Annotated in this window: 11 protein-coding genes; 8 read left to right on the top strand and 3 right to left on the bottom strand. The window is 67.4% G+C overall.

The features are described 5' to 3' along the window. Positions 1-34 precede the first annotated feature (34 nt). The 5 genes from AC3A6X_RS19840 (at position 35) to AC3A6X_RS19820 (ending at position 5,095) form a co-directional block, all read left to right on the top strand. Positions 35-1,039, top strand: a complete 1,005-nt coding sequence (locus AC3A6X_RS19840) for a VOC family protein (RefSeq protein WP_487843801.1) — start codon at positions 35-37, stop codon at positions 1,037-1,039. A 20-nt stretch (positions 1,040-1,059) separates the two neighbouring features. After that, a complete protein-coding gene (locus AC3A6X_RS19835; RefSeq protein ID WP_487843800.1) occupies positions 1,060-1,590 on the top strand; it encodes a carboxymuconolactone decarboxylase family protein in 531 nt (176 codons plus the stop codon). Positions 1,591-1,653: 63 nt separating this feature from the next. Then, the gene (locus AC3A6X_RS19830) at positions 1,654-2,877 is read left to right on the top strand and encodes an amino acid ABC transporter substrate-binding protein (RefSeq protein WP_487843799.1); all 1,224 of its coding nucleotides are present in this window, start codon (positions 1,654-1,656) and stop codon (positions 2,875-2,877) included. Between the two features lie 89 nt (positions 2,878-2,966). Beyond that, a complete protein-coding gene (locus AC3A6X_RS19825; protein ID WP_487843798.1) occupies positions 2,967-4,094 on the top strand; it encodes an alcohol dehydrogenase catalytic domain-containing protein in 1,128 nt (375 codons plus the stop codon). Next, a complete protein-coding gene (locus AC3A6X_RS19820; protein WP_487843797.1) occupies positions 4,091-5,095 on the top strand; it encodes a phosphotransferase family protein in 1,005 nt (334 codons plus the stop codon). Before AC3A6X_RS19825 ends, AC3A6X_RS19820 begins: the two co-directional genes overlap by 4 nt. Positions 5,096-5,147: 52 nt before the next feature. On the opposite strand, the gene AC3A6X_RS19815 is transcribed toward AC3A6X_RS19820, so the two are convergent. Then, entirely contained in the window at positions 5,148-6,113 is a 966-nt protein-coding gene (locus AC3A6X_RS19815; protein ID WP_487843796.1) for a C-terminal binding protein, read from the bottom strand. A 23-nt stretch (positions 6,114-6,136) separates the two neighbouring features. Then, entirely contained in the window at positions 6,137-7,189 is a 1,053-nt protein-coding gene (locus tag AC3A6X_RS19810) for a LacI family DNA-binding transcriptional regulator (RefSeq protein WP_487843795.1), read from the bottom strand. Between the two features lie 255 nt (positions 7,190-7,444). Here AC3A6X_RS19810 and AC3A6X_RS19805 point away from each other — a divergent pair, with 255 nt between their 5' ends. Continuing rightward, positions 7,445-8,671, top strand: a complete 1,227-nt coding sequence (locus AC3A6X_RS19805; RefSeq protein ID WP_487843794.1) for a porin — start codon at positions 7,445-7,447, stop codon at positions 8,669-8,671. Here the strand turns inward: AC3A6X_RS19805 and AC3A6X_RS19800 are convergent. Continuing rightward, positions 8,668-9,597, bottom strand: a complete 930-nt coding sequence (locus AC3A6X_RS19800) for a LysR family transcriptional regulator (RefSeq protein WP_487843793.1) — start codon at positions 9,595-9,597, stop codon at positions 8,668-8,670. The genes AC3A6X_RS19805 and AC3A6X_RS19800 overlap by 4 nt on opposite strands. Positions 9,598-9,716: 119 nt before the next feature. Between AC3A6X_RS19800 and AC3A6X_RS19795 the strand changes: the two genes are divergently transcribed. Both AC3A6X_RS19795 and AC3A6X_RS19790 read left to right on the top strand, forming a co-directional pair. Beyond that, on the top strand, positions 9,717-10,691 hold the full coding sequence (locus tag AC3A6X_RS19795; protein ID WP_487843792.1) for a tripartite tricarboxylate transporter substrate binding protein: 975 nt from the start codon (positions 9,717-9,719) through the stop codon (positions 10,689-10,691). 32 nt (positions 10,692-10,723) lie between these two features. Further along, entirely contained in the window at positions 10,724-11,248 is a 525-nt protein-coding gene (locus tag AC3A6X_RS19790; RefSeq protein ID WP_487843791.1) for a GlcG/HbpS family heme-binding protein, read from the top strand. Positions 11,249-11,286 lie beyond the last annotated feature (38 nt).

The following is an 11,286-nucleotide window of genomic DNA, read 5'->3' as shown; positions in this document are numbered from 1 at the left end:
TCTCTCTTTCTTTCATCCATCCGCGAGGTTCCTCATGCTGCCCGCCGTCAACCTTCGTCCGCCGTTCAACATCACGCGTGCCAGCCACGTCGTCCTCCATGTCTCGGACCTCGCCAAGAGCCGGGACTTCTACGTCAACATCGTCGGACTCGTGGTCTCCGAGCAGGAAGACGGCGTTTGCTACCTGCGCGGCCTGGCAGAAGCCTGCCATCACAGCCTGGTGCTGGTGCAGTCGCGCACGGAGCAGACCTGCAAGCGCATCGGCTTTCGCGTCTTCTTCGAGGAAGACCTCGACAGCGCCTACGCCTTCTTCAAGGCCGAGGGCCTGGCCGCCGAATGGGTCGACGTCCCGCATCAGGGACGCACGCTCCACGTGGACGATCCGATCGGCACCAAGATCGAGCTCTGTGCCCAGATGAAGACGCTGCCGCGGATGTACCTGAAGTGCGAGAGCTTCACCGGCGCGCATGCGCAGCGTCTCGACCACTACCAGCTGCTGGCGCCCGACACCTATGCGCTGTGCGAGTTCTACAGCCGGCTGGGCTTTCGAAATTCCGAGTACATCGCGCATGGCGACAAGCTGCTGGGCGCTTTCATGTACCGCAAGGGCACCTGCCTCGACTTGGCGATCGTGAATGGCCAAGGGCCCCGCCTGCACCACTTTGCCTATACCGTCTCGGAGTCGCACCACATTTTCACGGCCTGCGACCTGGCGGGCAACTACGGCTACGCCGCCTCGGTGGAGCGGGGGCCCGGGCGCCATGGGCCAGGCGGCATGCTGTTCGTCTACCTGCGCGACCCGGATGGTCACCGCGTGGAGCTGTTCAACAGCCACTACCAGACCATCGACATCGAGATCGAGCCCGTCCGGTGGGAGGCGGCCGCACTCAGCACCAACGTGCGCTGGGGAATTCCCGCCCCGGCCCGCTGGTACTTCGAGGCGACCGGTTTCGCCGGCACCCCCCTCATCGAACCGGCCGAGAAACCCAATCCCGAAACGCTGGAGAGCTACGCGCTGAAGCTCTCCTCCCAGAAGTAAACACGAGAAAGGTCATTGCCATGGCGCGAGTCAAATATCTCCAACGTTCGGACGCCCAGGCCGATCAGGCCCTCTTCGACAGGCTGGAACGCGAGCGCAAGGTGCCCACCGCCAACATCTTCCGGGCGCTGGCGCACGCGCCGCAGGTGCTGGACGGGTTCATCTCCTATGCCAATACGCTGCGTGGCTCCAAGCTGAGCCCGAAGCTGCGCGAGCTGGCGATCCTCACCGTCGGGCACTGCACCGCGTCGGCCTACGAGATCGCGCATCACCAGTCCCATGGACTGAAGGCGGGCATCAGCGCGGAACAGCTGCGGGCCGTGCCCGAATTCGAAGGCTCGCCGCTCTTCGACGAAGAGGAACGCGCCGTCATGGCGCTGGCGCGCGAGTCCACCCTGAAGGTCGATGTGAGCGAGCCCACCTGGCGCAAGGCCGCCGCCTTCCTGTCCGAGCGCGAGCAGGTGGAACTCGTCCTCACGATCGGTTGGTACAACTCCGGCGTTCGCATCATGGGCGCGCTCGCCATTGAGCTCGAGGACGGATACCGGTGAACGCCGCCGCATGCACGGTCGGCATCGCCTGAGCCGGTCACCTGACATTCGAGGAGACAAACGATGAGCATTGCTGGATTTCAACGACAGCGCCGAACCCTTCTGGCCGCCGCCGGCACCCTGGTGCTGGCCCATGGAGTGCCCGCGCACGCGCAGGCGGGCGGCAGCACGGAGTCGATCCGGGTCGGCGGCACGCTGCCCCTCACCGGACCTCTCGCGCCGGTGGGCGGCATCCACAAGGTCGCGGCCGAGGCCTTCGTCGATTCGCTGAACAAGCGAGGCGGGTTGCTGGGCCGTAAGGTGGAGTTCCTGCTGCTCGACGACCAGTCGCAGCCGGGCAACGCGCGCACCTTGTATGAGCGCCTGATCACGCGGGAGAAAGTCGATCTGCTGATGGGGCCCTATGGCACGAGTTCGATCATCGCGGCGATGGGCGTGGCACAGCGCTTCGGCAAGCTGTTCATCCAGAGCAGCCTGGGCGACCCGAGCCTGGCGCCCTACGAGATGCAGTTTCCCGCACTCCCCCTGGGGCCGGAGCCGCGAACGGCCGATACCGAGGTGCTGTTGGACGCCTACGCCAGCACCGCGACGCCGCCGAAGACCATCGCCTTCGTCACCAGCAAGTTCCCGTCGGCCCTCGATCTCGCCAAGGGTGGGCAGGAGGTCGCGGCTAAGCGCGGCCTGAAGGTGGTGTTGTCGCTCGAGTACGAGTTCGGAACGCGCGACTTCGGCGGCATCGCCGCACGCATCAAGGACGCCAAGCCGGACCTGCTGTGGTCGGGCGCGGTCGGCCTCGAAGCGGCCCAGCTGCTCGATGCCATGAAGCGGATCGACTACCAGCCCGAGCGCCAGTTCCACCTGTTTCCGGCGCCGGGGCCCACCGTGTCGAATCCGCAGGCGGGCGGGCTGACCACGCTGACCTGGTTCGAGGACCACGCGCCCTTCACGCAGAACGCGGGGGCGGCCGAGTTCATCGCCTCGTACAGCGAGCGTGCGAAGGCGGCGGGCCTCTCCTGGCCGCATGTCGACTACCAGGCTGCGGCGGAGTATGCGGCCTGGCAGATCCTCGAAGCGGCGGCAAAGGCCGTCGGCCGCCTCGACGACAAGGCGATGGCCGCATGGCTCAGGGCCCATCCGGTCGACACCGTGCTGGGGACGCGCCGCTTCGACGGCAAGTTCAACAGCGGGGTTGCCGACACCAAGATCAAGCAAGCCCAGAACGGCAAATGGGTGACCGTTTGGCCGCCCAAGTTTCGCCCTTCGGGCGCGGCCTTCGCCGCACCCTGAGGTTTTCCCAGAACGCTTTCGCGCCAAGGCCGAGCCGGCTTCGGAGGCCGGCCTGCGCGCGAAAGATCCGCTCACGCAAAGAGGTCCCCATGAACAGAACCATGATCGCAGCCAGGCTGCATGCGCTCGGCACGCCGATGTCGCTCGACACGATCCCGATCCCCAAGCCTCGCCCCACCGACGTGTTGGTGAAGGTGATGGCCTGCGGCATCGTCCCCAACATGGCCAACGTCATCAACAACTGGCCGAGCTGGTTTCCGCACCAGCCCTTGCCGCGGTTTCCGGCCGTCTTCGGGCTGGACCCCGTCGGCATCGTCGAAGAGGTCGGCGAGGCCGTGATCAACACCAGGCCGGGGGACCGCGTCTACGTGAGTCCGCTGCGCTCCTGCGGTTCGTGCCAGGCATGCCGTGCCGGCCAGCGCAGCCATTGCCGGTACTTCACGCTCAACGGCTACTTCAGCACGAGCCGTGACGGCCAGCGCATCTTCGACCTGTATCCCTACGGCGGGTTCAGCCAGTACATGACGGCGCCGGAGTACGCGATCGTCGACATCCCGGACAACCTGAGCTTCGAGCAGGCCGGGCGCTTCGGCTATCTGGGGACCTCCTACGGCGCCCTGAAGAACGCGGGCGCGGGCCCGGGCCAGGTCGCCCTGATCGACGGCATCACCGGCACGCTCGGGGTCGCGGCCACGATGCTCGGGCTGGCCATGGGCCTGTCGCAGATCCTCGGCACCGGGCGCGACGAGCGGCTGCTCGCCAGGATCAAGGCGCTGGCGCCCGATCGCATCCAGGTGATGAAGCTCGGCCACGGGTCCACCGGCGAATGGGCCAAGTCGCTCACGGGCGGGGAGGGCGCCGACTTCGCCATCAGCGCATTGGGCGCGAAGGCGCCCGCGTCGACCATGCTCGACTCGATGAAGGGCGTGCGCCGCGGCGGCAAGGTGGTCAATGTGGGCGGCGTGGCGGAAGACCTGCCGATCGACGTGAAGTGGCTGATGGACGAGCAGATCCAGTTGATCGGATCGAACTGGTTCACGACGGCACAGGGCCAGGAGATGGCCGAGATGGTCCGCACCGGCACGCTCGACCTGTCGTACCTGGAGCATCGCAGCTTCCCGCTCTCGCGCGTGAACGAGGCGATCTCCGGCCTGAAGGACCGCGACGGCGGCTTCAGCAACTACGTCGTGCTTCCCCAGGTCGTGGACGCGGCGTGAACGGTCCGGAATCTGCGCTCGGCGCATTCCTGGTCTCCCAGGGCCTCGCGAGCGCGCAGGAGCCTGCGCGCTGGCATGCGCTGGCGGGCGGGGTGTCCTCCGACATCTGGCGTGTCGACCTCCCGGGCCGTTCGCTGTGCATCAAGCGGGCGCTCGCCAGGCTCAAGGTCTCCGCGGATTGGCAGGCCCCGGTGTCGCGCAACGCGTACGAGTGGGCATGGATGCAGTTCGCGGCGGGACACGCGCCGGACAGCGTGCCACGTCCGCTCGCCCATGATCCGGCGGCGGGCCTGTTCGCCATGTCCTTCCTCTCGCCGGAAGCGCATCCGGTCTGGAAGGATCAGTTGATGGCCGGCGATGTGTCGACGAGCACGGCACGCGCCGTCGGGCAGGTGCTCGGCGAACTGCATGCGGCGAGTGCGGGAAAGGCCGAGCTCGCTGCCGCATTCGACACCACCGACAACTTTCGCGCGTTGCGCCTCGATCCCTACCTCGTCGCGACAGCGCAGCGTCACCCGGTGCTCTGCGCCCCGCTGACGGCGCTGGCGCAGCGAACGGCCGGGCTGCGCATCGCACTCGTGCACGGCGACATCAGTCCGAAGAATATTCTCGTCGGCCCGCGCGGACCCGTGCTGCTCGACGCGGAGTGCGCCTGGTACGGAGATCCGGCCTTCGACCTGGCTTTCTGCCTGAACCACCTCCTGCTGAAGTGCCTCGTGCGGCCGGACCGGAGCCTGGCCCTGCTTGCAGCCTTCGCGGCGCTGACCGATGCCTACTTCGGCCGGGCCGGCTGGGAGCCGCGCGCGGGTCTGGAAGAACGGGCCGCCAGCTTGCTGCCTGCCCTGCTGCTGGCCCGCATCGACGGCAAGTCGCCGGTCGAGTACGTGAGGGACGAAGCGCAAAAAGAGCGGGTGCGCGCCTTCGCCCTCCCGCTGGTCCTTCGTTCGGTGAGCCGCCTCTCGCTCGTCGCCAGCGAGTGGGGCCGCGTGTTGGCTCGCTGAGCCTGCACGTGGTTGCGGCCATGCGCCGCGACCGGCGGCGCCAGGGCCAAGGCTATCGCCGCGGCCCGGCGTTGCGGGGTTGCTGCGGCGCTTCTCCACGCAGTACCCTCACCACTTCCTCGGTCGCACGTCGGCGCAGTTCGACCAGCGAGGCGTCCGACGAGAAGGCGACATGAGGTGTGAGCATGGCGCCGGGATGGGCGCGAAGCGGGGCAGGCACGTCGGGCTCGGACTCGAGAACGTCCAGGCCGGCGGCGGACAGCTGGCCGCTGTCGAGTGCTTCGATCACCGCGTCCGTATCGACGACGGCGCCGCGACTGACATTGATCAGGAGACCGCCGGGGGGCATCAGGGCGATCCGCTCTCGGTCGATCAGGTGCCGTGTCGTTTGCGTCAGCGGCGCATGCACGATCACGATGTCGCTGCGGGAGAGGAGAGTGCCGAGATCCAAGCTCTCAACGCCGTCGCAGTCGTTGGCAAGATGGGGATCGTGTGCCAACACCCGACAACCGAAGGCGCCCAGCTTGCGCGCCGTGGCGCGGCCGATGCGCCCGAAACCGACGATCCCGCAGGTGAGCGCCGCAAGGCGGCGCAGCCTGGCCGTCGCAGGGTCCCAGCGGCCGGCGCGCACCTGGCGGTCGAAGCGAAGCAGCCCGCGGGTCCACGCGAGCGCGAAGCCGACCGCATGGTCGGACACTTCCTCCACGCAGTAGTCCGGCACGTTGGTCACCCAGATGCCGCGCTGCGTCGCCGCGTCGACCGCGATGTTGTCGAGTCCCACCCCGAGCCTGGCGACGATCTGGAGCTCCGGCACTGCCGCGATGGCGCCGGCCGATACGGGCGCCCAGCATGTCAGGATGGCCGAAGGCTGGTGCTCGCGCGCCAGGGCTTCGATGCCCTCCGCCGGCAAGGGCGTGGCCGGCCCGCTCACGAGGCGCATGCCGGCGGCTTCGACGATGGTGCGCTCGATGCTGTCGTCGGGCCAGGCGTAGTCGGTGAGCAGGACAGTGTGGTTCATGGTCTGAGTGAAATGGAATGCGCTTAGCCGGCGAGCTGGCGAGAGCGCGCCGGGGCGCGGCTGGCGTTGGCCGCCTCTACCGCGCGGGTGCTGCCGCGCACGACGAGCGAGGGCGGCGAGACCGAGCTGTACGGCGCTGGGTTGGCAGACTTCTGCTTGAGCTGATGGATGAACCAGAGCCCGCAGGCGGTGGCCAGTTCGGATACGGGGAGGCTGATCGTCGTGAGACCGGGGCCCCACCACCGGAAGCCCAATTCATCTCCGAAGCCGACCACGGACAGCGTTTCGGGCACGCTCACGCCGCTTGCATGCAGCTCTTCCAGCGCGCCTTGCGTGTTCTGGACCGAACCCAGCACCACCGCCGTGGGCGGGCTGCGCAGCGCGAGAAGGCGCCGGATCGCGTCGCGGCCGAAATCCGTCGACGCGGGGGCGCCGAGTTCCTCGCGCACATGCGCGGCTGCCTTGCTGCCGGCGACGGCGCTGTGAAAGCCTTGCAGCCGCGCGGCCCCGGTGGGCAGGTCGGTGGTGCCGCCGATGTAGGCGATGCGCTGGTGACCCAGTTCGACCAGGTGCCGGGTCGCCTGGAACAGCGCCTGCGTGTCGTCGATGCCGAACCAGTGCTCGCCCAGCGAGGCATGCCTGCGCAGCAACTGGATGCACGGCGTCATCTTGAGCAGGCGCACCGATTCGGGATGCGGCCGCGCGGTCGGCACGATGATGATGCCGGCCACGTTGACGCTGGTGAGTTCGCGGATGTGGCGCAGCTCCACCAGGCGATCGTCATCGGTCTCGGAAAGCGTGAGCTGGAGGTCTGCGCTCTCCAGGCATTTCGACAAGGCGTGCGCGATGGTCGAGTAGAAGCTGTTGCGAATGTCCGGGACGACCAGGCCCACCAGGTTGCTGGAGACGCCGCGCATCATCCGCGCCGCCCGGTTCACGACGTAGCCCATGTCGTTCGCGACCTCCTGCACCTTCTGCTTCATGGCAGCGCTGATGCGCGGATCGTCGGCCAGGGCGCGCCCCACGGTGGAAGCGGAGACCTCGAGACGCGCGGCGATGTCTTTGATCGTGACCATGGAGTGAGATGAATGCCGGAATGAAATAACGATAGCACAGGGGATGGCTGCCTGCCAAGCCGAGTTGCCCCGGATCAGCATTGACTTTCCTGCGCCGGCACCTTTAGAATTTATGCTAACGATAGCATAAACATGCCGGATCGACTGATCCACGCCCGGCAACCCCCCATCGGATCGCAACGAAAAACAGGAGACAACGTGAAGCGCAACCCTCATGCACGCCATGGAGACCGATCGAGATATGCATTGCTTGGCATGCTTGCCCTTGGCTCGGCCGGTGCGGCCTGGGCCCAGTCCTCGGTCACGCTCTTCGGCGTCGTCGATGCATCGGTGAGCCACTACAGCAGCAAATCGGAGGACCGGAACACCGCCACGCCCGCCTCGCCGTTCTACGTGAACCAGGGCTCGCGCACTGTCAGCCGCACCGCGCTCTCGAACTCGGCCTACAACAACAGCCGCCTCGGCTTCCGGGGCACGGAGGATCTGGGGGGAGGGCTCGCGGCCGGCTTCTGGCTCGAAAGCCCGATCACCAACGACGACGGCGCGACCGGCCTCGCGAACTTCGGCCGGCGTTCGACGGTGAGCCTCATGGGCGGATTCGGCGAGATCCGCTTGGGGCGCGACTTTGCGCCGACCTTCTGGAACGACACCGTCTACGACCCGTTCGGCGCGGTGGGCGTGGGGGCCAACCTGATCTCGTCGGCCAGCCTCTTCAATCCCGCTGGCGGTGCGGGCGGCTTCGGCGGCAACGCCAACTACCTTCGCGTCAGCAACTCGATCGGCTACTTCCTGCCCTCCGGGCTGAGCGGCTTCTATGGCCAGTTCATGTATGCGCTGCACGAGAACAACAGCTACGACCCGGGCACCGCGACGCCGCCGGGCGTGAACCCGCTCACCGGGCAGCTCAACAGCGGTGCGGTCGCAAGCACCCGGGCCGGCCGCTATGTGGGAGGCCGCCTGGGCTACGCCAGCGGCCCCCTCGACATGGCGCTCGCCTACGGCAGCAGCACCGCGGCTGACGACTATTTCGCCGGCACCACCGACAATGTCAAGACGGCCAATCTGGGTGCGTCGTACGACTTCGGCTTCGTGAAGCTCTTCGGCGAACTGTCCCGCGTCAGCAGAACGCGTGACTACGCGGTCTCACCGCTGATCGCATTGCCCGACACCGATCTCAAAGGCTATTTGATCGGCGCGACCGTCCCGGTGGGGCCGGGCCTCATTCGCGCCGCCTATTCGCGCGTCAAGTACGACCTGAATGCGACGACCTTGGCCGCGGTGCCCGACCCGAAGGCCAGCAAGGTGAGCCTCAGCTACGTGCACAACCTCAGCAAGCGCACGGCGCTCTATGCAACCGTCGCTCGCGTCAGCAACAGGAATAGGGCTGCGCTGACCGTGGGCGGGCCGGCGTTCATCAGCACGAGTGTGTTTGCGCCCAGAACTTCAAGCGGGTACGACTTCGGCATCCGCCATGCGTTCTAGAGCGCCTTGCTCCTAGCCGGCTTGGCCCGTGCTGGAGCTTGCGCTGCCGGCGCGACGATAAAGTCGACAAAGCCTTGGGCAGCGTGCGACAGCGAAACGCCGGCGCGCTGCACCAGCGCGACTTCGCGGTCGATCAGCGGGTTCTCCACGCGGCGCCATCCGATCCGCGCGGGGTCCGCCAGCTTCACTGCATAGCCTGGAAGGATCGCGACGCCGAGCCCGGCGTCCACCATCCCGATGAGCGAGCCCGCATAGTTGGCCTCTCTCGCGGGCTTCAGCATCAGCCCGGCCGCCGCAAAGCCTGCCTCGGTGAGATCGCGGAACACGCTCCCGCGGCTCAATGCGAGCACCGGCTCCTGCGCGAGATCCGCCCAGGTCAGTTGCTGTAGGCGGGCGAAGGCATGCCCGGCCGGGAAGGCGGCCGCCATCGCTTCCGAGAACAGCAGCGTGCGCTGGATGTCGGCCTCGTCCGAGGCGAAGGTGCCGATACCGACGTCGGCCGCACCGCCGCGCACCAGCGGCAACACCTGGTTGGGCAGCGTGTCCTGCAGCACGACCTCGATGCCGGGGTACTTCGCGCTGAAGGCCGCCAGGATCGGCGGGAGATAGGTGCTGGACAGGACCAGCGGCGCAGCCACCACCACGCGTCCACGTTCCCTCGCCACGAGCTTGTCGACGCCCGCGAGCGCCGACTCCAGCTCGGCCAGCACCCGTTCCGCGCGCGGGAAGAAGTCGCTGCCGGCGGCCGTCAGGGCCACGGCTCGCGTGGTGCGGTCGAACAGCCGGCTGTCGATGGCACCCTCGAGTTCGCGCACGAGCAGGCTCAGGGCCGACTGCGTGACATGCATGGCCTGTGCGGCACGGGTGAAGTTGCCGAGCCGCGCGACCAGCACGAAGGCCCGGAGCTGGCGGAGGGTCACATTCATGAGCGCAGCCACTCATTCGATTGGAAAGTCTCGATTGAAACATAGCCTCCTGCATCTTCTAATCACCGCATGCAAGCCGATGGAGACCCGGCCTGCACCTTCACAGAAAGACCCGAGACATGAAACGCCGTGAACTCCTCGCCGCCGTGCCCGCACTGGCTGCCGCCGCCTTGCCGTCATGGACCGCAGCGCAGCCTGTCTATCCGGCCTCGCCCGTCAAGGTGCTGGTGGGCTTCCCGCCCGGCACCGCGACAGACGTGGCGGTGCGTGCCGTCTTGGAGCAGATGGCCAGGCGCCTGGGCCAGCCCTTCATCGTGGACAACAAGCCCGGCGCCGGCAGCAACATCGCTGCCAAGGCAGTGGCCACGGCGCAGCCCGATGGCTACACCGTCTTCGCGATCACGATCGCCAACGTCATCAACGCCGCATTCCCGGGCGCCAATGCAGTCGATCCGCTGAAGGAATTCAAGCCCATCACCCTCATCGGGAACGTTCCCAACGTGCTGGTGGTTCACCCCTCGCTGAAGGTCACGTCCGTGGCCGAACTCATCGCGCTCGCCAAGGCCAAACCGGGCTCGCTGGCCTATGCGTCGTCCGGCATCGGCACCTCGCCCCACCTGTCCGGCGAGCAGTTCGCGCTGATGGCCGACGTCAAGATGGTCCACGTCCCGTACAAGGGGAGCACGCCCGCGGTCACGGACCTGCTCGGCGGCCAGGTGCAGCTCATGTTCGCGCCGGCTTCGACCGTGCTGCCGCACGTGCGCGCGAACAAGCTGGTGGCGCTGGCCGTCACCAGCCCTCGCAGGACCTCGGGCGCGCCGGATCTGCCCACGCTCGACGAACTGGGGCTGAAGGGTTTCGACACCTCGGTGTGGATGGGGCTCGTCGCCCCGGCCCAGACGCCGTCGAGCGTGATCGGGAAGCTGCGCACCGCCGCCCACGCGGCGCTCGATTCGAGCGAGCTCCAGGCGATCTACAAGGCGCAGGCCATCGATGTTCTCAAGACCAGCGACGAGGAGATGTCGCGCTTCCTGCGCAGCGAGGCGGCGCGCTGGTCGAAGTTCGTTCAGCACACGGGCATCAAGCCCGAGTGAGTGAAGCACATTTTTCAGAAAGGAATACCGAGATGTCCAAACTGCACGCGACCGAGTGCCGCGAGTTCATCGCTGCCGTGAGCGAGAAGGCTGCCGAGATGGGCGTGCCCATCTCCGTCGCCATCGTCGGCCCCGAAGGCCACCTGATCGCGCTCGAGCGCATGGATGACGCGGGCTTCATCACGCCGGAGACGGCGCGCGCAAAGGCCTTCACCGTCGCCGCTTTCCGCTCGATGAGCCCGCGCTTCAGCGACGGGCTGGTCATTCAGCAATGGTTCAAGGAGCGCAATCCGCAGATGCTGGTGAACGCATCGGTCTTCACCAACGGCCAGGTGGTGGCCTCCGGTGGCTGTGCGCCCGTGTTCAAGGGCAACGAGATGGTCGGCGCCTACGGCATCAGCGGAGCGACGGGCGACCAGGACGAGGAGATCGGCCAGTACGCGCGCGCGAAGGTCGGCTGGGCGCACATGCCGGTCGACGACACGACGCCCGAAAGCGTGAAGAGGCACGTGAACGAGATCTACGGCAAGGTCGGCCTGAAGGACCGCGCCCTCTGAGCACCGCGGCCGGCGGACGAGCCGGCCCGCCATCCCCA

It is taken from the genome of Variovorax sp. Soil_C_12, from assembly GCF_057657375.1.
The sequence above is the reverse complement of the archived record's forward strand: the minus strand, read 5'-3'. Positions and strand labels throughout refer to the sequence as shown.

What these genes read in the sequence shown, in the direction of transcription:
- AC3A6X_RS19840 (WP_487843801.1), top strand. Translation starts at nt 35, where the DNA reads ATGCTGCCCGCCGTCAACCTTCGTCCGCCGTTCAACATCACGCGTGCC.
- AC3A6X_RS19835 (WP_487843800.1), top strand. Translation starts at nt 1,060, where the DNA reads ATGGCGCGAGTCAAATATCTCCAACGTTCGGACGCCCAGGCCGATCAG.
- AC3A6X_RS19830 (WP_487843799.1), top strand. Translation starts at nt 1,654, where the DNA reads ATGAGCATTGCTGGATTTCAACGACAGCGCCGAACCCTTCTGGCCGCC.
- AC3A6X_RS19825 (WP_487843798.1), top strand. Translation starts at nt 2,967, where the DNA reads ATGAACAGAACCATGATCGCAGCCAGGCTGCATGCGCTCGGCACGCCG.
- AC3A6X_RS19815 (WP_487843796.1), bottom strand. Translation starts at nt 6,113, where the DNA reads ATGAACCACACTGTCCTGCTCACCGACTACGCCTGGCCCGACGACAGC.
- AC3A6X_RS19810 (WP_487843795.1), bottom strand. Translation starts at nt 7,189, where the DNA reads ATGGTCACGATCAAAGACATCGCCGCGCGTCTCGAGGTCTCCGCTTCC.
- AC3A6X_RS19805 (WP_487843794.1), top strand. Translation starts at nt 7,445, where the DNA reads ATGCTTGCCCTTGGCTCGGCCGGTGCGGCCTGGGCCCAGTCCTCGGTC.
- AC3A6X_RS19800 (WP_487843793.1), bottom strand. Translation starts at nt 9,597, where the DNA reads ATGAATGTGACCCTCCGCCAGCTCCGGGCCTTCGTGCTGGTCGCGCGG.
- AC3A6X_RS19795 (WP_487843792.1), top strand. Translation starts at nt 9,717, where the DNA reads ATGAAACGCCGTGAACTCCTCGCCGCCGTGCCCGCACTGGCTGCCGCC.
- AC3A6X_RS19790 (WP_487843791.1), top strand. Translation starts at nt 10,724, where the DNA reads ATGTCCAAACTGCACGCGACCGAGTGCCGCGAGTTCATCGCTGCCGTG.